This window comes from Paenarthrobacter nicotinovorans (assembly GCF_021919345.1).
Classification (GTDB): Bacteria; Actinomycetota; Actinomycetes; order Actinomycetales; family Micrococcaceae; genus Arthrobacter; species Arthrobacter nicotinovorans.
In genome coordinates this window covers 1,450,419-1,473,550 of record NZ_CP089293.1, presented here as the reverse complement: position 1 = coordinate 1,473,550, position 23,132 = coordinate 1,450,419, and the positions used below count along the sequence as shown (strand labels likewise).

Annotated in this window: 19 protein-coding genes; 5 read left to right on the top strand and 14 right to left on the bottom strand. The window is 64.1% G+C overall.

Translation table 11 applies throughout. The annotated features are described in order from the left end of the window. Positions 1 to 5 precede the first annotated feature (5 nt). The 3 genes from JMY29_RS06855 to tdh form a co-directional block, all read right to left on the bottom strand. Positions 6 to 1,103, bottom strand: coding sequence for an NAD(P)/FAD-dependent oxidoreductase (locus tag JMY29_RS06855; protein WP_189075838.1), 1,098 nt, complete (start codon positions 1,101 to 1,103; stop codon positions 6 to 8). A gap of 588 nt (positions 1,104 to 1,691) precedes the next feature. Then, positions 1,692 to 2,885: a glycine C-acetyltransferase gene (locus tag JMY29_RS06850; protein ID WP_189075839.1), complete on the bottom strand. Its 1,194-nt coding sequence runs from the start codon at positions 2,883 to 2,885 to the stop codon at positions 1,692 to 1,694. Between the two features lie 79 nt (positions 2,886 to 2,964). Next, positions 2,965 to 4,011 (bottom strand): L-threonine 3-dehydrogenase, encoded by a 1,047-nt coding sequence (tdh, locus tag JMY29_RS06845; RefSeq protein ID WP_055975051.1) that lies wholly within the window; start codon positions 4,009 to 4,011, stop codon positions 2,965 to 2,967. A gap of 107 nt (positions 4,012 to 4,118) precedes the next feature. Between tdh and JMY29_RS06840 the strand changes: the two genes are divergently transcribed. After that, on the top strand, positions 4,119 to 5,036 hold the full coding sequence (locus JMY29_RS06840) for a LysR family transcriptional regulator (protein WP_110504529.1): 918 nt from the start codon (positions 4,119 to 4,121) through the stop codon (positions 5,034 to 5,036). A gap of 1 nt (position 5,037) precedes the next feature. On the opposite strand, the gene JMY29_RS06835 is transcribed toward JMY29_RS06840, so the two are convergent. From JMY29_RS06835 to JMY29_RS06815, 5 genes are all read right to left on the bottom strand, one after another. Further along, the gene (locus JMY29_RS06835) at positions 5,038 to 6,231 is read right to left on the bottom strand and encodes a Gfo/Idh/MocA family protein (RefSeq protein ID WP_039240430.1); all 1,194 of its coding nucleotides are present in this window, start codon (positions 6,229 to 6,231) and stop codon (positions 5,038 to 5,040) included. Positions 6,232 to 6,248: 17 nt separating this feature from the next. Continuing rightward, positions 6,249 to 7,292, bottom strand: a complete 1,044-nt coding sequence (locus JMY29_RS06830; protein WP_189075840.1) for a LacI family DNA-binding transcriptional regulator — start codon at positions 7,290 to 7,292, stop codon at positions 6,249 to 6,251. A gap of 68 nt (positions 7,293 to 7,360) precedes the next feature. After that, the gene (locus tag JMY29_RS06825; RefSeq protein ID WP_055975045.1) at positions 7,361 to 9,019 is read right to left on the bottom strand and encodes a type 2 periplasmic-binding domain-containing protein; all 1,659 of its coding nucleotides are present in this window, start codon (positions 9,017 to 9,019) and stop codon (positions 7,361 to 7,363) included. Positions 9,020 to 9,088: 69 nt separating this feature from the next. Then, complete coding sequence (locus JMY29_RS06820) at positions 9,089 to 10,012, bottom strand: carbohydrate ABC transporter permease (protein WP_018777431.1); 924 nt, start codon at positions 10,010 to 10,012, stop codon at positions 9,089 to 9,091. 42 nt (positions 10,013 to 10,054) lie between these two features. Next, the gene (locus JMY29_RS06815; protein ID WP_055975042.1) at positions 10,055 to 11,089 is read right to left on the bottom strand and encodes an ABC transporter permease; all 1,035 of its coding nucleotides are present in this window, start codon (positions 11,087 to 11,089) and stop codon (positions 10,055 to 10,057) included. 256 nt (positions 11,090 to 11,345) lie between these two features. On the opposite strand from JMY29_RS06815, the gene JMY29_RS06810 reads away from it, so the two are divergent. Beyond that, on the top strand, positions 11,346 to 12,365 hold the full coding sequence (locus tag JMY29_RS06810) for a formylglycine-generating enzyme family protein (RefSeq protein WP_189075841.1): 1,020 nt from the start codon (positions 11,346 to 11,348) through the stop codon (positions 12,363 to 12,365). Here the strand turns inward: JMY29_RS06810 and JMY29_RS06805 are convergent. The 5 genes from JMY29_RS06805 to JMY29_RS06785 all read right to left on the bottom strand — a co-directional run bounded on the left by JMY29_RS06805 (position 12,346) and on the right by JMY29_RS06785 (position 17,383). Next, positions 12,346 to 12,990, bottom strand: a complete 645-nt coding sequence (locus tag JMY29_RS06805) for a DUF5666 domain-containing protein (RefSeq protein ID WP_189075842.1) — start codon at positions 12,988 to 12,990, stop codon at positions 12,346 to 12,348. The two genes, JMY29_RS06810 and JMY29_RS06805, sit on opposite strands and share 20 nt — an antisense overlap. Before the next feature lie 74 nt (positions 12,991 to 13,064). Further along, positions 13,065 to 14,573, bottom strand: a complete 1,509-nt coding sequence (gatB, locus tag JMY29_RS06800) for an Asp-tRNA(Asn)/Glu-tRNA(Gln) amidotransferase subunit GatB (RefSeq protein ID WP_018777427.1) — start codon at positions 14,571 to 14,573, stop codon at positions 13,065 to 13,067. Further along, entirely contained in the window at positions 14,573 to 16,141 is a 1,569-nt protein-coding gene (gene gatA, locus JMY29_RS06795) for an Asp-tRNA(Asn)/Glu-tRNA(Gln) amidotransferase subunit GatA (protein ID WP_064721852.1), read from the bottom strand. The genes gatB and gatA overlap by 1 nt, the downstream gene beginning before the upstream one ends. A gap of 5 nt (positions 16,142 to 16,146) precedes the next feature. Next, a complete protein-coding gene (gatC, locus tag JMY29_RS06790; RefSeq protein WP_018777425.1) occupies positions 16,147 to 16,443 on the bottom strand; it encodes an Asp-tRNA(Asn)/Glu-tRNA(Gln) amidotransferase subunit GatC in 297 nt (98 codons plus the stop codon). 61 nt (positions 16,444 to 16,504) lie between these two features. Next, complete coding sequence (locus JMY29_RS06785; protein WP_079581036.1) at positions 16,505 to 17,383, bottom strand: cytochrome c oxidase assembly protein; 879 nt, start codon at positions 17,381 to 17,383, stop codon at positions 16,505 to 16,507. Between the two features lie 105 nt (positions 17,384 to 17,488). Between JMY29_RS06785 and JMY29_RS06780 the strand changes: the two genes are divergently transcribed. Then, complete coding sequence (locus JMY29_RS06780; protein ID WP_189075843.1) at positions 17,489 to 19,003, top strand: LCP family protein; 1,515 nt, start codon at positions 17,489 to 17,491, stop codon at positions 19,001 to 19,003. A 66-nt stretch (positions 19,004 to 19,069) separates the two neighbouring features. Here JMY29_RS06780 and JMY29_RS06775 read toward each other — a convergent pair whose 3' ends face one another. Beyond that, positions 19,070 to 20,569, bottom strand: a complete 1,500-nt coding sequence (locus JMY29_RS06775; RefSeq protein ID WP_055975027.1) for a CitMHS family transporter — start codon at positions 20,567 to 20,569, stop codon at positions 19,070 to 19,072. Between the two features lie 198 nt (positions 20,570 to 20,767). Here JMY29_RS06775 and JMY29_RS06770 point away from each other — a divergent pair, with 198 nt between their 5' ends. Further along, positions 20,768 to 22,468: a sensor histidine kinase gene (locus JMY29_RS06770; protein WP_189075844.1), complete on the top strand. Its 1,701-nt coding sequence runs from the start codon at positions 20,768 to 20,770 to the stop codon at positions 22,466 to 22,468. Beyond that, complete coding sequence (locus JMY29_RS06765) at positions 22,461 to 23,120, top strand: response regulator (RefSeq protein WP_018777420.1); 660 nt, start codon at positions 22,461 to 22,463, stop codon at positions 23,118 to 23,120. Before JMY29_RS06770 ends, JMY29_RS06765 begins: the two co-directional genes overlap by 8 nt. Positions 23,121 to 23,132 lie beyond the last annotated feature (12 nt).

Sequence of the window (23,132 nt, the reverse complement as noted above, 5' to 3'; positions counted from 1 at the left end):
ATTGTTCAGCGCCGGATGGACCAACGGGTGGCCGCGAGTTGCTCCGCTGTCCGGGATTCCGGACTCTCCGCCTCGACGGTGCCAAGGATGAGGGCCGCAGCCAGTTCAGCGATGGCAGAGGACGTCTGGAAACCGTAGCCGCCCTGTCCGGCCAGCCAGAAGAAGCCGGGTGCTTCGGCGTCGAATCCCACCGCCGGGATGCCGTCGGCGGCCTCGGTCCGCAGGCCGGTCCAAGCGCGGTCCACGGACTGGATGCCCAACGTTGTCACGCTGTTGAGCCTGGAGATGAGGCTTTCAACGTCCCCGGGCTGTGGTTTCGCGTCTTCCGGACCGCTGGGAACGTGCTCTGACGGCGAGATCAACACTTGCTTGCCTTCAGGCCGGAAGTAGAAGGAATCATCCGCCGCGCACACCATGGGCGTTTCAAGCGTCAGCGGATTCCGGACGTTCACGATTGCGGCGGTCCGCCGGAACGGCTGAAGCCCCAGCTTCTCCACGCCGCTGATGACTGCCAGCTCATCTGCCCAGGCACCGGCCGCATTCACCACGACGCCGGACTGGAACCCTTCGGTGCCGGCGCCCACCTGCCAGCCACTCCCCAAGCGCTGGGCCGAATGGACCTTGGCACCGGTGATGATGTCCACGCCTGCGGCCTCTGCGGTGCGCCGGTGTTCGTCGAGCAGCAGTGGAGCATTACATCCGAACGAGCCGTTGTCGAGTCCTGCGGCAGTGAAGGAATCCGGGGCGAGGACAGGGCACAGGTCCATTGCCTCAGCGTGGGTGATCCGGTGCATGTTGCCACTGGCCTCGGCACTCACCGTCTCCTCATCCCCCACCAGCATGAAGCCTCGCGGAGTGAGGATCGGCTCCGTTGCCCGGGCGTCGCGGGCGGCCAGCAATTCCAAGGTCCGGAGAGTCAGCTCCTGCACCACCGGCGGCCCGTAGCTGGGGATCAGTTGACGGGCCGAGCGTGAAGAAGTGTGGAAGGCCAGCGATTGCTCAGCTTCCACCAGAGCTACTGTGCATTTGCCCGCCAATGCCGCCGCCAAGGACAGCCCGGCGATACCGCCGCCAACGATTACCACGTCATAATTCGAAGCCATGGATCCATCCTGTCAGAAGCCCGCCGAACCGCCAGCGATCCTCGCTCACATCCCACGGGCTTCCCGGGATCGCTCGCTCACTTTCTTGGGAAAAGCGATAGAGGGACGCCTTGAAACTCGAGGGGTGTGAGGAAGCGACGGAATTATGCACGCGGGAGGTGAGGAAGCGACGCGGGCAAGCACGCGGGGTGTGAGCAAGGGTTGAGAAGAAGCCCGAGGGATGTGAGGAAGCGTTCGGAGGGGTGACCGCGGCGCGACTGTTGACGACGACCCGAACGCACGCACCGCCGTCGACGTCGCCTGTCCGGGCAGCACCAACTACCAACGCTCACTCACGAAACAGGCCGTTAAACCCCAACGCTCACTCACTTGTTAGAAGGAAGTGAGTGAGCGTCGGAACCAAGCACGCGGGACGTGAGGAAGCGTCGGAACCAAGCACGCGGGACGTGAGGAAGCGTCGGAACCAAGCACGCGGGACGTGAGGAAGCGTCGGAACCAAGCACGCGGGACGTGAGGAAGCGTCGGGATCAAGCACGCGGGACGTGAGCGAGCGTCGCGGGCAAGCACGCGGAATGTGAGCGAGCGCTGTTAGGCGACGGCGGCGCGGCTCTTGACGAACGCTTGGACGCACGCTTCGACGTCGTCAGCACTGTGCGCGGCCGAAAGCTGCACCCGGATCCGTGCCACGCCCTTCGGCACTACGGGGAAGCTGAAGGCGGTGACGAAGACACCATTGTTGAGCATCTCGTCAGCGATCTTGGCGGCCACCACGGCATCGCCGAACATGACGGGGATGATGGCGTGTTCGCCGTCGAGGAGTTCGAAACCTTCCTCGCTCATGCGGCGGCGGAACAGCGCGGCGTTCTCGAAGAGGCGGGTGCGCAATTCTCCGGATTCCTGGACGAGCTCGATCGCCTTGATAGTGGCCGCAACAATAGCCGGGGCGAGGGAGTTGGAGAACAGGTAAGGGCGGGCTTTCTGGCGCAGCATGGCGACAATTTCGCCGCGGCCGGAAACGTATCCGCCCGAAGCCCCGCCGAGGGCCTTGCCGAAGGTTCCCGTGTAGATGTCGACGCGCTCGGAGACTCCGGCGTGCTCCGGCGTGCCGGCGCCGGTGGGGCCCATGAAACCGACGGCGTGGGAGTCGTCAACCATGACCAGGGCGTCGTGCTTCTCGGCGAGATCGCAGATGGCTTCCAGCGGAGCGAGGTACCCGTCCATGGAAAACACGCCATCGGTGACGATGATCTTGCGGCGTGAGCCCTCAGCTTCGACCAGCTTGGCTTCAAGGTCCGCCATGTCCTGGTTGGCGTAGCGGAACCGCTTGGCCTTGCTCAGGCGGATGCCGTCGATGATGGACGCATGGTTCAGCGAGTCCGAGATGATGGCGTCCTCGGGGCCGAACAGGGACTCGAAGACACCGCCGTTCGCGTCGAAGCAGCTGGAGAACAGGATGGTGTCCTCCGTGCCGAGGAACTTCGAGACGCGGGCTTCGAGCTCCAGGTGGAGGTCCTGCGTGCCGCAGATGAAGCGCACGGAGGCCATGCCGAAGCCGCGCTCGTCCATGGCGGACTTGGCGGCGGCGATGATGTCCAGGTGGTCGGCCAGGCCAAGGTAGTTGTTGGCGCAGAAGTTCAGGACCTTGTTGGCCGGCTGGCCGAGCTGTCCTGCGGCGATGTGGCTTGCCTGCGGGGAATCGATGTGGCGTTCGGTCTTGAAGAGGCCGGCGGTGCGGATCTCGTCGAGTTCGCCCTGCAGTTGGTCTTTGATGGCTGAGTACATGGGTGCTCCTAAGTCTTTGGCGGTCCGGGTGGCGGTTCGGTCCGGGTGACAGTTCGGTCCGGTTTACAGTTCGGTCCAGTTACAGTTCGGTCCAGTCGAGGACCACTTTGCCGCCGGTGCCGTTGCGGGCGATTTCGAAGCCCTTTTCCCAGTCGGCTGCGGACAGCTTGTCGGTGACGACGGCGGAGATGCTGCGGTGCAGCACGGGGTTGGACGAGAGCATGGCGCTCATGGCGTACCAGGTCTCGAACATCTCGCGACCGTAAATACCCTTGAGCGTCAGCATGTGGGTGACAACCTTGCCCCAGTCGATGTCGATGGACTGGCTGGGAAGGCCGAGCATGGCGATGCGTCCGCCGTGGTTCATGTTGTCGATCATCTCAGGCAGTGCCGTGGGGTGTCCCGACATTTCAAGACCGATATCAAAGCCTTCGCGCATGCCCAGTTCCTGCTGTGCCTCGCGGACGCGCATCTTGGAAACGTCGACGGCGAGGTCCACGCCCATCTGCCGCGCGAGTTCCAGGCGCGGTGCGGAGACGTCGGTGATGGCGATCTTGCGTGCACCGGCGTGCCGGGCCACAGCGATGGCCATCAGCCCGATCGGGCCGGCGCCGGTGATGAGCACGTCCTCGCCGACCAGCGGGAAGCTCAAGGCGGTGTGGACGGCATTTCCGAAGGGGTCGAAGATGGCGCCGAGCTCAGGGGTGACGGATTCGTCATGGTGGACCCAGACGTTCGTCTCCGGGATCACGACGTATTCGGCGAACGCGCCATCGCGCTGCACGCCCACGGAGACCGTGTGGATGCACATCTGGCGGCGTCCGGCGCGGCAGTTGCGGCAGATTCCGCATACTACGTGCCCTTCGCCGGAGACGCGGTCGCCGACCTTGACGTCGCGGACGTCCTCGCCGACTTCAACCACTTCACCGTAGAACTCGTGGCCTGCGATCAAGGGGGTTTCGATGATGCTCTGCGCCCAGGCGTCCCAGCTCTGGATGTGGAGGTCCGTGCCGCAGATTCCGGTGGTCATCACGCGGATCTTGACGTCGCCTGCGCCCGCTTCAGGTTCCGGACGGTCGACGAGTTCGAAACCGGCGTGGGGTCCGGATTTGTAGAGAGCCTTCATGGGATTCCTCACTGCTGGGGCTGCTTCACTGCTGCTGAGTCCATTGAAGCCCCGGCAACGATTTAGCACAACTAGATTCTTCTCAATCAACGATTTAGGATTTGCTAATGGAAATTCATCAGCTGCAGATGCTCCGTGAGCTCGGCGACCTGGGCAGCGTCAAGGCGGTAGCAGAGACACTCATGGTCACTCCTTCGGCTGTGTCGCAACAGCTCGCCCTGCTCCAAAGGTCCGTGGACGTGCCGTTGACACGGAAGGAGGGCCGCGCCCTGGTCCTGACCGACGCGGGCCGCGTGCTGGCCGAGGCGGGTGCCGCCGTCGTAAATGCCATGGCAGACGCGCGGGCAGCGATCGGCGCGTATCACGATGCTCCCGACGCGCCGGTCAGCGTGAGCGCCTTCCACAGCGCAGGGCAGGCGCTGTTCGCGCCGCTGGCAGCGCTGTTGGCGTCCGACGGCGGGAACTCGCCTCGCCTGCGCCTGGCCGACGAGGACGTGGCGCAGGAGGATTTCCCGGGGTTGGCAGCACGGTACGACCTGGTTTTGGCACATCGCATGGACAACAGCCCGCAATGGCCGGAGGACAAAGTCGCGGTGATCCCACTGGCCGACGAGCCGCTGGACATCGCGCTTCCGGCGGATCACCCACTCGCATCCCGCCGCGAACTGGAGCCTTCCGACGTCGTGGATGAACCCTGGGTGACCAGCCGCGACGGTTACTCCCCCGCGGACGTCCTCGCCGCCGTCGTTGCCGTGAGCGGGAGGCCCGCGGAGGTCCTGCACCGCATCAACGACTACTCAACCGTGGCCGCGCTCGTCTCGGCCGGCGGCGCGATCGGGCTGCTCCCGCGCTTCACGGCCCGGCGTGTCCTGGACGCCGGCGTGGTGCTGCGCCCGTTGTCCGGCGTGAACTCGGTGCGCAAAATCGACATCCTGGCCCGTCCGGAGACGCTTAAACGGAAATCGGTCATGACGGTTTGCGAGTCACTTCAAACCGTCATGACCGGGCTTTCCGAACCGCGCTGACTCAGTCGCGGACCAAGGCGGGCTGGCCGGCGTCGAAGTAGGCCACCAGTTCGGCCGGGAGTTCCGGGACCTCTCGCGCTGAGCCGTCGCCCCGCAGCGATTCTGCCGCGAGGATGCCGGCAACCACCGCCTGCCGTGCAGCAATGGGGCTGGTTTGCGTCTGCCCGCCCTCCGACGCGAAGCGGAGGAACTCCTCGATCAGGCGCGGGTCGGCGCCGCCGTGACCGCCCTCGCCGTCCTGGATGGTGATGACCTCATCCGGTGCCGCATACCCCGACGTCCGGGAAGTCCACACATTGATGGTCTCCCCCGGTCCATCGCCCAGGTTCTCGATCCGGCCCTTGGTTCCGATGATCGTGTAGTTGCGCCAGTAATCCGGGGTGAAGTGGCACTGCTGGTAGGAGGCCAGCACACCGTTGTCCAGGACCATGTTCATCATGGAAATGTCCTCGACGTCGATCACTTCCGCCAGATCCTTCTGCTCCGTCGGCGGCCAGTTGTCCAGGGAGAACCAGTCCCCCATGCGTTTGCCGGTGTTGTCGGCACGGTTGGCGACATCACCATAGACAGCCAGATCTCCGACGGCGGCAACCCGCTTGGTGTAGCCACCGGCGAGCCAGTGGATGACGTCGATGTCGTGGGCGCCCTTTTGAAGCAGGAGGGAGGTGACGTTGGCGCGCTGGGCGTGCCAGTCCTTGAAGTAGTAGTCCCCGCCGTGGCCGACGAAGTGGCGGCACCAGACCGCTTTGACGTCCCCGATCCTGCCTTCCTCGATGAGTTGGCGCATCTGTACTACCACCGGCATGTGGCGCATGTTATGGCCGACGTACAGGCGTGTGCCGGTTTCGAAAGCCGTGCTGAGGATCAGGTCCGCGGCCTCAACCGTGATGTCGAGCGGCTTTTCGCAGAAGGTGGGGATGCCCGCCTTGAGCGTCCGGACCGCGACGGCGGCGTGCTGGCTATCGGGGGTCAGGACCAGTACGGCGTCCAGGCCGCTGGCCAGCAGTTCATCGAGGTCGGCAGTGATGCGGGCTGTGGGAATGCGCTGGGCAGCATCGGCCCTGCCGCGTTCACTGAGGTCGCAGATGATGGTGACCTCGGAGCCGTTGCCGGGTTTGTGGGCGTGCTTCCACAACCCCGAACGCAGGCCGAATCCTACGATTCCGACCTTCAAATCCTTATCCATGGTGTGCATTTTCCTTCTGCTGTTTCTTAGTAAAGTCTGGTGGCGGTGCTGCGGTGGGGCGCCGATTCGCGGACGAACAGATGCCAGGGGAAGTCGAGGACGGCGGGCTCGTCGTGTTCGCCGTGGCTGGCAGCACGCTTCAAGAGCCGCCGGGCGAGCTTGTCGAAGAAGTCCACGGGACCAACGGTGCTGAGCGAGGGCGACATCCGCTCACCCTCCACTGTGTTGCCGACACCGATGATGTCCACATCCACGCCGACCCCGAGCCCCAGGCGCTGTGCTGCATTGATGGCACTGACCGCCGCGTAGTCCGTGGTGGCGTAGATGGCGGTGGGACGGTCCGGCAGGCTGAGGAGCCGGGTGGCAGCGGCATAGGCACTGGCTGTGGTCCCATCGAAGAGCCCCACATAGTCCTGCCGCTCCGGGATGCCGGCCGAGGCCAAGGCTTCCGAGTAGGCCCGGTACCGCGATCCGCCGGAGGTGCCCGCCGCCATTGCCGGAGTCAGGCAAGCGATCTGCCGGTGGCCGTGGAGCAGGTGCTCCACGGCCATCCGGCAGCCGGGGCCGGCAATGGAACGGATGACATCGAAGCCGTCCGCTTCCAGAACCTCGTCGAAAACCACCAGGGTGGTCCCGCGTTCCGCGAGTTTGCGCAGGTCATCGCGCTGGTTCTCGCGGACAGCATCGACGAACACCGCGTCTGCGTTGTGCGTGCCGAGTACTTTGACCCAGTCAGCATCGCCGAGGATCATCGGCGTGATTCCCAGCGGGACCGCGGCCTTCTGCACGGCTTCGATGACGGACAACGACCAAGGATCGGAGAGCATGGTCAGCGACAGGATCACGGTGTTCGTGCGGCCCGTCCGGATGGCCCGGGCCGCCTGGTTGGGGCGGTAGCCGAGCCGCTCGGCAGCAGCCTTGACCTTTTCCGCCGTCGGATCCGAAACGCCTGGTCCGCCGTCACCGCGCCGCCCTGACAACACATAGGACACCGTGGCGGTGGAGACGCCGGCCAGTTCGGCCACCATTCGAATGGTGGGCCTTACTCCGGTGCTGCTCGCTTTTGCCATGGTTCCCCCTGATTGTTCGCTGATCTCTGGTCACGCCATTCTGTGTCGAGGCTAGCTCCTGAAGCGGCCTAGCTTCGGAAGACTGGCGCGTTGGGGTCCAACGCGGCCTGGTACTCATCGCGCATCTTGTCCCCGCCTTCGCTCTTCCAGCGCTTGACCGCGTCCTTGAGCTCGTCGATCTTCGCCCGGCCTGTGATGATGTCCACCACTTTGTCGCGCAGCTGCTTGGTGATCTTGGCACCCACCTTGGCGTTGGTGTCCGAGTAGGAACCGTTGGTGGGGTTGCGCCAAGCGAACTCGAGGAGTTTCTCCTCCTGCTGGCTGACGTAGCGGGTGTCGTCGTCGAATCCGGGGTTGAAGATGACGTTTTCCGGGCTGGACATGATGTTCAACGCCGACACCAGGCCGGGTGCGTTGGTGGTCCCGGTTTCCGTGCGGACCGGGTTGCCGGCGGCATCGATGGTGTAGTCCTGGCCGAGCTCGCCGAAGTTCTTCTGCATGTACTCGACGGTGCCGAAGGGTGCCGACAGGTAGTTGATGAGTGCCAGCAGTTCGCGGATCCTGCCTTCGTCGGCCTTCTTGAACGGGGTGAATCCAACCGTGCCATAGCCCATGTCATAGACAGGCTTGACCTTGCCGTCGGCGCTGAAGGGGATCAGGATGTCGAACTGTACGTCCTTGTTCAGCGCACGGTAGCTGCGGATGTCGTGTGGACCCACGACAACCTGCGCCGCCACGCTGCCGTTGGCCACGCGGGAACGGATATCAGTGGCCTTGGAGTCCGGGTAGAAGACACCTGCTGCGAACATTTTGGCGGTGAACTCGACGCCGGCCAGGTATTCGTCGGTCTCGTACAGGTGCGTCAGGGTGCGGTCCTTGTTGACCGCCCAGCTGTTCGGGGCGCCGAACCACTCAGTCACCATGTGGAGGGCGTTGATGTAGGCCGGTTCCAGGGCGTATTGCTGGTCCCCCGGACGTGTCAATTCCTTGGCTTTGTCCAGGAATTCATCGGCATTGGCCGCTTCAAAGCCGCCCACTTTCGACCAGACATCGTGATTGCCTACGTATACCTGTCCGAACGGGGTGCTCGGGATGGGCGCTCCCCAGATCTTGCCGTTCACGACGGCGGTCTTCCAGGAATCGGGCTTCAGTGCGGCCAGGTTGGGGTACTCGAGGACGGCGTCGCCGGAGAGGTACGGCGTCAGGTCCTGGAACTTGGCTTCAAGCATGGGGCCGACGTTGGGAATGCCCTGGTTCGGCGGAACCCACATCATGTCCGGGAGATCATTGCTGGCTAGGACGGTAGCGAACTTCGCAGGGTAGCCGTCTCCGATGTCTTCGGCGATCTGCAGTTCCAGGTCGCCGCCGAGCTTGGTGTTGAGCCGCTGCCAGAAAGGATTGTCCTTCAGACCGGGGCTCATGGTGTCGAAGGTTTCGGTCAAGCCGGTGACCTTGCCCTTGAGCGGCGGCGTCTTCACGGACTGCACGGCTGTGGGCAGCTTGAAGTAACCGGACTGCAGGCCCTTGGCGTTGCCGGCGATGTCCGGGGTGACGCCGGTGAATTCCTTGTAGGTGGGCAACTTGACCGAAGCGGAGGCAGCGGCGCCTCCGTTGCCGCCGGCTCCGCCGCCACCGCAGGCGGACAATCCTGCTGCGGTCACGGCCAGGCCCGCTAGGCCAAGGAAACCGCGGCGGCTGAATCCAGCCTGTGAGGAAGTGCTCGTCATGGCATAACCCTTTCTGGTTATTTGCTTCATGGTGTGGGTTTCAGTTCTTTCGGACTCCGCGGGTGCGGGTTAGCCCTTGACGGCGCCGGTGATGACGCCCTTGGCAAAGTGCTTTTGGAGGAACGGGTAGACCATCAGGATGGGAACCAGGGCTACGACCACCACTGCCATTTGGATGGACTGCGGCGGAGGGGTTGTAGTGATGCCGAGCTGGTCGGCCGCCCCGCTCCCTTGGACCACGAAGTTGCGGAGCAACAGCTGGATTGGCCATTTGCTGTGGTCGTTGATGTAGAGGAGTGCGTTGAAGAATGAGTTCCAGAAGCCCACCGCGTAAAAGAGGCCGACGACGGCGATCACGGCTTTGGAGAGCGGCATCACGATGCGCCACAGGATTTGCCAGTCGTTGGCGCCGTCGATCCTGGCACTTTCGATCAGTTCACCCGGAATGTTCATGAAGAACGAGCGCATCACCACAAAGTTGAAGGCTCCAAAGATGCCTGGAAGGATCAGCGACCACAGGGAGTCCAGCAGTCCGAGTTGACGGATCATCAGGAACGACGGGATCAGTCCCGGTGCGAAGAGCAGCGTGAAGAGCACTGCCAGGATGACGGGCCTGCCGAAGAGGACCGAACGGCTGGTGGCATAGGCCATGGTGATGGTCACGAACAGCGCCAGAATGGTGCCGACCGCGGTGATCAGCACGCTGACCCCAAGGGATTGCAGGACCATGGGGCCCTTGAAGATGGTGGCGTAGGCCTCCAGCGTGGGGCGTTCAGGCCACAAGACGAAGCCTCCTGCCTTGACCAACTGCTCCGTATCGGCCAGGGACGTTGAGACCACCAGCAGGATGGGAGTGAGGATGGACAAGCTGAACACGACCAGGACCACTGCCTTGACCGTTTGGTACAGCGCAGATGGCTTTTCTTTCCACACCGGGCGCTTGGGGTTGTACGTCAGTTCCCGGGGTTTCTTGCTAAACAATGGTGTTGCCATGAAATTCTCCTTGTGCGGCAGCCCCGCGGGCTGGCATGACTTTCAGCGCGCTTGTTTTGCGAAGATTCCGTCTTCGCCAAAGCGGTGGGCAAGTTTGTTGGCTCCGTAGATCAGCAGGGCACTGACAACGCCCTTGGCCAAGCCGGCAGCAGCACCCGAGCTCCACCCGCCACCCACTACGCCGGTGTAGTAGGTGAAGGTGTCCAGGACCTCGGCCGCGCCGGCTCCGACGGCGTCCCGTTGCAGGATGAACTGCTCGAATCCGACCGAGAGGATGTCGCCGATGCGCAGGATGAGGAGCAGCACGATCACGGGGCGCAGGCCGGGGAGGGTAATGTGCCACATCCTCCGCCACCTGCCGGCACCGTCGGCGGCGGCGGCTTCATACAGCGAGGCATCGATGCTGGCCAGGGCTGCGAGGAAGATGATCATTGCCCAGCCGGCGTCCTTCCAGATCATCTGGACCACGACCATCACGGGGAAGGTCTCCGGGTTGGTCATGAAGGGAATGGGCTCCATGCCCCAGTCACGGAGCAGGTTGTTGACGAAGCCGGCCCCGCCCAGCATCTGCTGGAAGAACGCGATAACCAGTACCCAGGACAGGAAGTGCGGGAGGTACGCGATGCTTTGGAAAACCTTCCGGACCCGCGTGCTAACGAGCGAATCCACAATCAGGGCCAGTACCAGCGGCACCGGGAAGAGGAAGACCAACTGCCAGGCCGCCAGGTACAGGGTGTTCCAGAAGGCGTGGATGAAGTCGGGGTTGCCGAACAGGTCCACGAAGTTCTGCCAGCCGACCCAGAGGCTGTCACCGATGCCGAGGTATGGCTGGTAGTCCTGGAAGGCGATGACGTTGCCAAGGATGGGGATGTAGAAGAAGAGCAGAAGGAAGAGCACTCCCGGGACCATCATGAGCAGCATCTGTTTGTCCCGCCTCAGCCGGGACCGGAAGCTCTGCTGCGGGACCTTGTTTCTTTTCCGCTTCTTCGCACCGGCTCCGGCGGTCTTTCCACCTGCCCGGGCGGGGACTCGGCGAGCTTCGGGCAATGCCGGAGCCTGTTCCGTCGTCGAGTTCATGCTGTCTCCTCAAGTGTTGAGCGAAAGCCATCAATGTGATTCAAGCCACGCTCGTTAACCGTTTAACAAACCATAAGTGACGCTTGTCGCTTTTTGCAAGATCATGATCGAAACTGCTCGCAGAAATCAGCTTTCATCATTTTCGACGGCGGGCAGGTGCCAGTAGGATGTGTTGAACGGGGCGCCCGGCGGGAAGCCCGCGCCGCGTGGAACAAAGCCGCGTGGAACAAAGCCGCGTGGAACAAAGGAGATCGGTGTGGCAGATTGTTGTGCCCCGGGCCCGGGTGCCAGGGATCATTCGACGCCCAAGCTGTCTTTGCCCCTGTCCCAGGCGAGTGGCGGCACCGGCGCGGACACCGGCGTCGGGATATCCGGGCATGGGAAGCCTTCCACCCCCGCGGCCACGGGCGGCGACGTCCAGATTTTGGCGGGGACTTTCGCCATGGGCGACCCGTTCGGAGAAGGCTATGAGGCCGACGGCGAGTCCCCGGTGCACCAGGTTCGGCTTCCTGCTTTCAGGATCAGCGCCACAACCGTCACCAACCAGGAATTCGCGGCATTCATCGATGCCACCGGATACCGCACCGAGTCGGAGATCTTCGGGACATCGGCCGTGTTCCACTTGGCTGTCAAAGCGGACAGGAAGGACATACTCAACAGCGTCGGAAACGTCCCGTGGTGGCTGAATGTCCGCGGAGCCGACTGGGCCCACCCTGCCGGTCCGCTTTCCCACTGGAGCGAAGCAGCGGACCACCCGGTGACCCATGTGTCGCACAACGATGCCCTCGCCTACTGCGGATGGGCCGGCCGCCGGCTGCCCACCGAAGCCGAATGGGAGTACGCAGCCCGCGGAGGACTGTCCGGGCAGCGCTACCCCTGGGGCAACGAACTGCACAGTGACGCGCCGGGACAGGCGGCCCACCATTGCAACATCTGGCAAGGCGACTTCCCGGCCCGCAACGACCTCGACGACGGCTATCTCACCACAGCCCCCGCGCGGTCCTTTGCCCCCAACGGCTACGGTCTCTACCAAACCAGCGGGAACGTGTGGGAATGGTGCAGCGACTGGTTCCTGCCCAAGTACTACAAAACGTGCCTGGCACAAGGAACGGTGGAGAACCCGCAAGGGCCTACCATCGGCCGGGGCAAGGTGATGCGGGGCGGCTCGTACCTCTGCCACGACTCCTATTGCAACCGCTACCGCCTGGCCGCACGAAGCTCAAACACACCGGACTCGGCCAGCGCGAACCTCGGCTTCAGGACCGTAGCTCTGTAGCCTGCCTGGGTCCGTGCCCGCGGTGCCCGCCCATGAGGCCGTGCCCACCCATGAGGCCGTGCCCACCCTTGATGCCGGCCGGCAGCTCACCGGCGACGATCTTTGTTGCGGTCACGGTGCCGCCGTCCTTGATGCCGCTGATGTGGACCTTGTCACCGGCTTTCAGCTCGGCAGCCGTCACCGACGGCAATGCAGGCTTGCTCTTGCCGTTGCCATTGCCGTTGCCATTGCCGTTGCGGAGCTGCGACACGTCGGCGGGAATCTTGGCGATCCTTGTGTCGGTGGTGATCGCATACCCCTGGGTGAAGCCGTCTTCGCTCTTCACCGTGATGTCGGAGCCACTCACCGAATCAATGGTTCCGGCCTGGGTGAGGACGGTGCGGTAGCTCCCGTCCGGCTGCTTGACGACGTGTTCGCCATGAATGGCCTGGCCCCGGGCCGCCTGGGATGGGGCCGCCTGGGAAGGCTTGGCGGAAGCAGAGGAACTTGGCGTGGCTGAAGGTCCCTGCGTCCCTGAAGGGCTCTGAGTGCCGGCCCACACGGCAGCGCCTCCGGCGCAGGTCAAGGTGACAGCGATTCCGCCGGCACGAAGGGCCTTCCGAAGGCCCGGTTTGAGAGTGGCCATGCATCCATTGTGCGCCCAAAACAAAGCAGGCCGCAGCATCAACTGCGGCCTGCTTTGTAGGGAAATACAGGCGTCTAGCCCTCGACGCCGAGCTTCTCCAGGATCAGCTCGCGGACACGGCCTGCGTCTGCCTGGCCACGGGTGGCCTTCATGACGCCGCCAACAATCGCGCCGATGGCCTGGATCTTGCCACCACGGATCTTCTCCGCGACGTCAGGCTGTGCCGCCAGGGCGGCGTCGATGGCTTCCAGGAGGGGACCGTCGTCGGACACGACCGCCAAGCCGCGCTTTTCAACGATCTCCGCCGGAGTTCCTTCGCCGGCAAGGACGCCGTCCAGGACCTGCGTGGCCATCTTGTTGTTGATCTTGCCGCCCTCGACGAGCTTGTTCAGCTCGACGATGACCTGCGGCGTGACGCCGAGCTCGGAAGGATCGACGTCGGCCACCTTGGCGCGGCCGACGATCTCACCCATCCACCACTTGCGGGCAACATCGGCAGATGCGCCGGCGGCAATGGTTTCCTCGATCGAGTCCATGACCCCGGCGTTCACGACATCGCGGAACTCCAGATCCGAGTAGCCCCAGGCTTCCTTGAGGCGCTTGCGACGCTCAGCAGGCGGCTCGGGAAGGGTGGCGCGCAATTCCTCAACCCACTCGCGGGAAGCGACGACGGGAACCAGGTCCGGCTCCGGGAAGTAGCGGTAATCGTCAGCGTCGGACTTGGGCCGGCCCGACGTCGTCGAACGCGTGTCCTCGTGCCAGTGGCGCGTCTCCTGGATGACCGGTTCACCGGACTCAAGGACCGCGGCGTGGCGCTGGATTTCATAACGTACGGCGTGCTCGACGGCGCGCAGGGAGTTGACGTTCTTGGTTTCCGAACGGATGCCGAAGCGTTCACGGCCATGCGGCCGCAGCGAGACGTTGGCATCGCAACGGACGTTGCCGCGCTCCATCTTGGCATCGGAGACGCCGAGGTTCTTCACGATCTCGCGGACGGCCGCGACGTAGGCCTTGGCCAGTTCAGGGGCGCGGCTGCCGGCACCCTCGATCGGCTTGGTGACGATTTCCACCAGCGGCACACCGGAGCGGTTGTAGTCCACCAAGGAGTAGTCGGCTCCCTGGATACGGCCCGCAGCGCCACCCATGTGGGTCAGCTTGCCGGCGTCCTCTTCCATGTGGGCGCGTTCGATCTCCACGCGGAAGACCGTGCCGTCCTCCAGCTCGATGTCGAGGTAACCGTCATAGGCGATCGGCTCATCGTACTGCGAGGTCTGGAAGTTCTTGGGGGTGTCCGGGTAGAAGTAGTTCTTCCGGGCGAAGCGGCAGGACTCGGCGATTTTGCAGTTCAGGGCAAGGCCGATTTTGATGGAGGACTCCACAGCGGCCTTGTTGACCACCGGAAGAACGCCGGGCATGCCGAGGTCAACTTCGTTGACGTTGGTGTTCGGCTCGTCACCGAAGACGTTGGGTGCCGAGGAGAACATCTTGGTCTTGGTGTTGAGTTCCACGTGGACCTCGAACCCCAGGACGGGATCGTACTTCTCCATGGCTTCTTCGAAGCTCAGGGTTGCGTCGACGGACATTAGTTGGAACCTCCGGCGGTGTTGGACGTTGCGCCAAGGGCAGCACTTTTCAGTTCCGGCGCCTGCGCCAGAATCGGGCCGCCCCACTTCTCTTCAAGGATGGACTCGAGGACCGCACCCACGCGGTACAGACGGGCATCTTCGCGGGCCGGAGCCAGCAGCTGGATGCCGACGGGCAGGCCGTCCTCATCAGCCAGGCCACCCGGCAGGGACAGGCCGGGGATACCGGCGAGGTTCGCGGGAATCGTGGCGACGTCGTTCAGGTACATGGCCAAGGGATCATCAAGCTTCTCCCCCAGCTTGAACGCCGTGGTGGGCGCCGTCGGGGAGATCAGGACATCGGCCTGGGCAAAAGCGGCGTCGAAGTCACGCTGGATCAGGGTGCGGACCTTCTGCGCGGAACCGTAGTAGGCGTCGTAGTAACCGGCGCTCAGCGCATAGGTTCCCAGGATGATGCGGCGCTTGACCTCATCGCCGAAGCCGGCAGCCCTGGTGGCACCCATCACGCGTTCGATGGTCATCGGACCGTCCTTGGGCAGGACTCGCAAGCCGAAGCGGACGCCGTCGAACTTGGCCAGGTTGCTGGAGACCTCGGACGGCATGATCAGGTAGTAGGCACCCAGGGCGTACTTCAGGTTGGGGCAGGAAACCTCGACGATTTCCGCACCGGCGTCCTTGAGGATCTGGAGCGACTCGTTGAAACGGTTCTCGACGCCGGCCTGGTAGCCCTCGCCGTGCAGCTCTTTGACGATGCCGATCCTCATCCCGGCGACGTTGCCCACGCGGGCGGCGGCAACCAGGTTGTTGAACGGATCGGTCAGGGACGTGGAGTCGAAGGGGTCGTGACCGCCAATGACTTCCTGGAGCAGGGCCGAGTCAAGCACGGTACGGGACACCGGGCCGATCTGGTCCAGCGAGGACGCCATGGCGATGGCACCGTAGCGGGAAACAGCGCCGTAGGTGGGCTTGACGCCGACGGTTCCAGTGACGGCACCGGGCTGGCGGATAGAACCACCGGTGTCCGTGCCGAGCGCCAGGGGCGCTTCGAAAGCGGCGACGGCGGCCGCGGAGCCACCGCCCGAACCGCCGGGGATGCGGTCCAGGTCCCACGGGTTGCGGGTGGGTCCGAACGCAGAGTGCTCCGTGGAGGAACCCATGGCGAACTCATCCAGGTTGGTCTTGCCCAGGATGGGCATCCTGGCCGCGCGAAGCTTCTTCACCACAGTGGCGTCATACGGGCTGTGCCAGCCCTCAAGGATCTTCGAACCAGCGGTGGTCGGCTGGCCAATGGTGACAATGAGGTCCTTGACCGCGATCGGCACGCCGGCAAGGGCGTGCAGTTCCTCGGCAGCGGCACCGCCGGCAGCGCGGGCAGCGTCGACGTCGGCGGCAACGGCCAAAGCCTCTTCGCTGTTAACGTGCAGGAACGCATTAACCTGACCGTCGACGTCGGCAATGCGGTCGAGGTGCGCCTGCGTCACCTCGACGGCGGAAACTTCGCGGGCGGCCAGCTTGGCTGCGAGGTCGGCAGCGGAGTGGCGGATGAGTTCGTTCTTCAGCTCAGTCATAGTGATTAGTCCTCATCCAGGATTGCCGGGACCTTGAAACGGTTCTCGAAAGCATCCGGAGCGCCGGACAGCGCCTGTTCGGCCGTGAATGTGTGACCCACGACGTCCTCACGGAACACGTTGGTCAACGGAATCGGGTGCGATGTCGCCGGAACATCGTCCCCGGCAGCCTCGCTCACGCTCTTTACCGAATCCACGATGACAGCAAGCTCAACAGCCATCCTGTCCAGTTCTTCGGCACTCATTTCAATGTGAGCCAGACGCGCAAGATGCGCGACGTCGTCACGGTTGATCGCAGCCATGGATCTCCCCTGCAAAGTTCAAATGGTTTTCCGAACCAGTCTACTTGGCTGTGCACCGGCTTCAGCGCCGGTTCAGGTGCTGCGCGTTCAGCTCCTCCAGTTGCGCGTCCGTCAGTTCATCGAAACCGCGCGCCTCACGTTTGTCGCTCCTGGAGAAACGGATGAACATGAGGATGATAAGTGGCAGATCGACGATTTCGCAGATGAACCAGAGGACATCCCCCGCCAGTTGCTGGTCGCGTAGCGGGTCCGGGAACCACCCCGCCATGGCCTGGGTTGTCATGACGTGGTCCAGGACCTGGCCGTTGAGACGCAGCAGGATACCCGGCACGGCATCTGCCAGAAGCTCAATGAAAACGAACACGAACTCCAGGGTGATGTACGCGCTGGAGCGCTGGAAATCCGCTTCTTCGATGATGGGCAGGGCCATCAGGAGGCCCAGCAAGGGAATGCAGACGGTCAGCAGGGTTTCGGCCAACGGATCGGCACGCAGCGCATGGAAGGCCGGTGTCAGGAAGGTGGAGAAAAGCGCCAATCCGATCAGCGGGGCGGCCAGCGAGTTGCTGAAGAAGCGCACAACGCGGTGGGCCAGCACTGCGTTCAGCACCGCTGTGCCCGTGTCTGGCAGTGCCGCACGGGCCAGCGTGATCGGCCGGCCCAGCCCCAGCAACAGTGGGACGACAAAAAGGAGCAAGGAGACTTTGAGGGTAAATGCCCAGCGAAGATCGGCACTGTAGACCCCGGTGAATCCGCAGCAAAGGACAGCCATGGATCCCAGGCCGGGACCGTAGAACGCAGCCGCCCGCCAGAGGGGCCATCTATGGCCGTTCCTGGTGGCGGCCCTGATCCCCAGGCCGTAGAGCACGCCAAACGTGCTGATCATTGCGACGGCTGCCCAGTCGATTCGCCAGGCACTGCCAAGGAGTTCAAGTGGCGGCACCAGCCCATGATATTCCCACCGCCTGAGCGGTTGGCCGATGGGGGAAATTCCCAGAATGGCTCAGTAATATGAGCCGCTTCTGACCCCCAAGGAAAGGCCGGCCCTGTGCAAGGTCGTCACGAAAGTCCCGACCCCAACCGCTCCGACCCAGCTCTTGCTGCCTACCCCGGGCAGGGAAACCTGGTTGACGGCAGCCTCGGTTCGCCCACCCGTAAACGTCGCCGCTGGCTGCGGCTCGGCGTCCTGGTGATAGCCGCAGTCCTCCTCGGTGTGCTGTGCTTCGGCGGCTATTGGTTGTGGCGGTTGCAGTCCAACATCTCCACGAGTGCGCTGGGAGCCGGAGGCGCCCGCACCGAGGGCCCGGTTGATGACCGCAAGGACCGGCTCCAGATCCTGGTCCTGGGCAGCGACACCCGCAGCGGCAAGAACAGCCAGTACGGTACGGCGGACCAGTCTTCGGGCTACGGTCAATCGGACGTCATGATGCTGGTGGATATTTCGGCAGACAACAACAACGTCAATGTCATCAGCTTTCCCCGCGACCTCATGGTGGATGTTCCTGAATGCCAGGACCAGGCCACCAAGCAGCAGCATGGTGCCCGTGAGGACGCGATGATCAACAGCGCCATGGCCGAAGCCGGCATTGGCTGCGCCGTGGATACCGTCAACAAGCTCACGGGCCTGGAAATCGACCACTTCATGATGGCGGACTTCAATGCCGTCAAGGAACTCTCCACCAAGGTGGGAGGCGTGGATGTATGCGTCAACTCGGATGTCTACGATCCCGATTCCGGACTGCGGCTTCCCAAGGGAACTTCCCAGGTGGAAGGCGACCAGGCCCTGGCGTTCCTGCGCACCCGGCATGCTTTCGCCGACGGCGGGGACTTGGGCCGCATCCAGGCCCAGCAGGCCTTCCTTGGCTCGCTGGTGCGCAAGCTCAAATCCGAAGGCACACTGACCAACCCGCAAAAAGTGCTGGATATCGCTGACACGATGACCAGCAACCTCACAGTGGACACCGGTTTGTCCTCCGTTCCGGCACTGCTGACCATCGCGGACCGGCTCAAGAACATCGACCCCGCAAAGGTCAACTTCATCACCGTACCTACTGTGCCCGCGCCGTCCGACCCCAACCGGCTGGCCTTGGCGGAGCCGGCGGCGTCGCAACTTTTCTCCGCCCTCCGGCAGAGCGCCGACCTCAGCCAGGGTGCGGCCCCTACGGCTGAGCCTTCCAGCCCGCCCGCCAAACCTTCCTTCGACAAAGCACTCCAGCCGGTTTCCGTTGCCAACGGCACTTCCGTGACGGGCCGGAGCAATGCCATCGCCGCGACGCTGGCCGCCGCCGGCTACACCAAGACAACCCGGCTGCAGGCCCAGCCACAAACCCAAACGATGATTTACTACCAGGCCGGTTTCGACGACGTCGCAACCGACATCGCCGCCATGTTCGGACTTCCGGCTACCAGCGTCCAGCAGGCCGCCGGCATTGAGGGCGTCCAGCTCTACGCAGGCGAGGACTTTGCCTCGGGCGACAAGCCGGTCCCGGCCCCGGCGGAGGGAAGCATTCCGAGCCAAACGGCAAATGACCAGACCTGCCAGGCAACAAACCCGGCAGGCTGATCATTTACAGCGGCGTATTCGGCGGTGCCGCAGCTTGTAGTCGAAGCTCGCGGCGCCTGCGGGCGGTCAGCCGATGCCGATCGCTCCGGTCAGGACACCGACGGCCAGCATGACGATCGAGATGACCGCGGTGCGCCAGAGCACCTTCTTGTGGTGGTCGCCCAGGTCGACCTTGGCCAGTGATACCAGCAGGAGGATGGCCGGAACCAGGGGGCTCTGCAGGTGGAACGGCTGGCCCGTGATGGAAGCACGCGCCATGTCGGCGGCGCCGACTCCGTAGTGGGCTGCGGTTTCGCTCAGGACCGGCAGGACTCCGAAGTAGAAGGCGTCGTTGCTCATGAAGAAGGTCATCGGGATGCTCAGCAGGCCGGTGATGACTGCCATGAACGGGCCCATGTCCGCGGGGATGATCTGGACCAGCCATTCGGACATTGCCTTGACCATGCCCGTGCCGTTCAGCACGCCGGTCAGGACAGCGGCTGCCATGACCATGCTGACCACGGCGACGATTGACGGCGCGTGCGCAATCAGCTGCGCGCCCTGGTCCTTGACCTTGGGGAAGTTCACCAGCAGGGCGATGGCTGAGCCGACCATGAAGACGAAGGGCAGCGGAACGATGTTGGCAACCAGGGTCACCATGACGGCAACCGTGAGGCCCAGGTTGAACCAGAACAGCTTGGGACGCAGCGTGGTGCGGTTGGGGTCCAGGGCCGTGTCGGCCATGGCGGTGTCGTGGTCGTCCACCAGGGTTTCGGGACGTTCAAGAACGGCGACGCCGGAACCTCCGCCGGTGCCGGGCTTGCCTGCGGTGCGGCCGAAGCCGAAGCGGCCCTTGCCCGAACCCGATCCGGAGCCCGTGCCGGAAGCTGCGGCGAGTGCGCCACCGCGTGAAGTGCCGCCGTCGAACGCTTCGGACGGATCAGCGACGTCGCCCCAGATTTCGGGGGCCGTGGTGCGGAGGCGGTTGCGTTCCTGCAGACCGAGCAGCCAGGAGAAGACCAGCACGACGATCAGGCCGACGATCAGGGACGGGACCATGGGGACGAAGACGTCGTTGACGTCGAGCTTCAGGGCTGTGGCAGCACGTGCGGTGGGGCCGCCCCAGGGCAGGATGTTCATGGTGCCGTTGGCCAGGCCTGCCACACAGGTAAGGACCACGGGGCTCATCTTGAGGCGCAGGTACACGGGGAGCATGGCGGCGGTAGTAAGGATGAAGGTGGTGGAGCCGTCCCCATCGAGGGACACTGCGGCGGCCAGGATGGCGGTGCCGAGGACAACCTTGGCGGGGTCGTTGCCCAGCTTGCGGAGGATGAACTTCACCAGGGGGTCAAAGAGTCCGACGTCGATCATGAGGCCGAAGTAGATGATGGCGAACATCAGCAGCGCCGCCGTGGACGTCATGGACTTCATGGAATCCATGACCATGGGACCGATACCGAGGCCTGCCCCGGCGAAAAGGCCGAAGACGGTGGGGACGATGATCAGCGCCAGGACGGGCGTCAATTTTTTGGTCATGATCAGGACCATGAATACCGCAATCATTGCGAATCCAAGCAAAACCAGCACGGCCGGCTCCTTACTACTGTGAATGGCGCCACGTCGGTGTGATGCGCACTACAGACATTAGGGTGGCGTCCGTCACTGGCAGGGGTTTCCGGGAATTGTTGGGAATACTGCTCGTTGCGAACGTTTTGCGCATTATGCTCAATGCTTCAATGGATCTGGAGGAAAGGAGTGACGGTGCCCCGCAACAACAGAACCAGCATGCGCTTTTCCACCCAGACCCTCCTCCTCCAGCTCGGGGTCGTACTGCTGGTAGTCCTGCTCAGCGGCATCGTCCACGCCTGGCTGGTGTATGAACGGATCGGTGACGAAGCAGAAAACCAGGCCCTGACCCTGGCAAGGACAGTTGCCGCCGATCCGGACATCCGCGCGGACGTCCAGGCCATCAGCAAAGAAGAGGGCACCCCGCCGCCCGACGTCCTCGCCGCCGGCCCCCTCCAGAACGCGGCGGAAGCAGCCAGGGTCCGGACCGGCGCGCTGTTCGTCGTCATCACGGACGAAACCGGGCTGCGGCTCGCGCACCCGGACACCGCACGCCTCGGTGAACGGGTCAGCACCGATCCCTCAGTGGCCCTCGCCGGCGAAGAAATCACCACACGCAATACCGGCACACTGGGGCCTTCCGCCGGTGCCAAAGTGCCCGTCTACTCCCCCGACGCCCCGGGCACAATCGTGGGCGAAGTCAGCGTGGGATACTCCGTGGAGTCCCTGACAAAGAGCCTGGTGCGGGACATCGCGCCCATCGCCCTCACCGCCGGCGGCGCCCTGCTCGCCGGTGTCCTTGCCTCGTTCCTGCTCCGCCGCCGGCTCCAGCGGCTCACCCTCGGCTTGGAACCTGAAGAGATCAGCACCCTGGTCCATGACCAGGTTGCTGTGCTCCAGGGCGTGGATGATGGCGTGATCGGCATCGCGGCCGACGGCCGCATCTCGGTATTCAATGCAGCCGCTGCCAGGCTCCTGGACATCCCTGATGCGACCGGCCAGGACTGGACCTCGGCCAACGTCCCGGAACAACTCAAGCAGCTCACGCGGCCGGCAGCGCGGGACGCCGAAGCCGTTGAAATCGTGGCGGGCGAACGGGTCCTCGTGGCAAGCGCACGCAAGGCGTGGCACCGGAAGGAAGACCTCGGCTGGGTGGTCATGCTGCGCGACCGCACCGAATTGCAGCAGCTGACCCGGCAACTGGATGCTGTAGGCACCATGTCCACCGCGCTCCGTGCCCAGCGCCACGAATTCGCCAACCAGCTGCACACCATCGCCGGATTCATGAGCATCGGCCAGTACGACTCCGCCAAGGAGTACCTGGCCAGGATCTCAGCCACCGGACCGTTGAAATTCCCGGTGGAGCAAGCCGAACTGTTGCAGGATCCCTACCTCCAGGCCTTCGTCGGCGCCAAGGGCGTGGAAGCTTCCGAACGCGGCGTCGCCCTGCGGATCGGCCCCGAAACCCTGGTGCGCGGGCACGTGGCAGACCCCCAGGACGTCACCACCGTGCTCGGCAACCTGATCGACAACGCAGTGAGCGCCGCCGTCGCCGGGTCTGCCGCGGAGCGCTGGGTGGACATCGAACTGCTGGACGAGCAAAGCCCCGGCGGCGGCGCGCTGCACATCGTGGTGGCGGACTCCGGCGACGGCTTGGGTGGCCTGGAACCCGAAGAGGTTTTCGCTGAGGGCTTCACGACGGCGGAGCAACCGTCACGTCCGGGGGCCGGACAGGGTTTGGGGCTCGCGCTGGTACGGCAGCTGGCGCGTCGGCGCGGCGGCGATGTCCGCGTCTTGGAACCGGGAACCGCAGGAGGGCCCGGTGCAGTGTTCATGGCCACCATCCCCGGAGTGATGGACGGCGCCGGATCCGGAACCACCGGATCCGGCTCAACGATGAGGGAGGACAACGGTGGCTGAGGACCTGAGGGTGCTGATCGTGGATGACGACTTCCACGTGGCACGGCTCCACGCTGCATACGTGGATTCAGTGGCGGGTTTCATGGCCCTGGCTCCGGCCGGATCTGTGTCCCAGGCACTCCAGGCGATCCACAGCCTGCGGCCGGACCTTGTGCTGCTGGATGTCTACCTGCCCGACGGATCCGGGCTGGATCTCCTGGGCCAACTGGACGTGGACGCCGTGATGCTCACCGCCGCTTCCGATGCCCAGTCCATCAAAGTGGCCTTCCGCAGGGGCGCTTTGGGGTATCTGCTCAAGCCATTTACTGCAGAGTCCTTATCGCAGCAGCTCAGGTCCTATGCCCGCTATCGCCGGATCCTGGGACAGCAGACCGCCATCGACCAGACCACCATTGAGCGGGCCAAGCGTTCCCTGATTCCCGGCGACGTCGCTCCTGCTGCGAAACCGCGGTCCGCCACCGAGGCTGCAGTCCTGGAATCCCTGCTCCCCGGCGAACAGTACTCCGCCGCGGAGGTCGCGGAACGGGTTGGCGTTTCCCGGGCCACAGCGCAAAGGTACCTGTCTTCGCTCGCGGACGACGGCGCCGTCGAGATCCAACTGCGCTACGGAACCACCGGCCGCCCGGAACACCGCTACGGCATTCCGGGCTGACCCGGCAGCCCA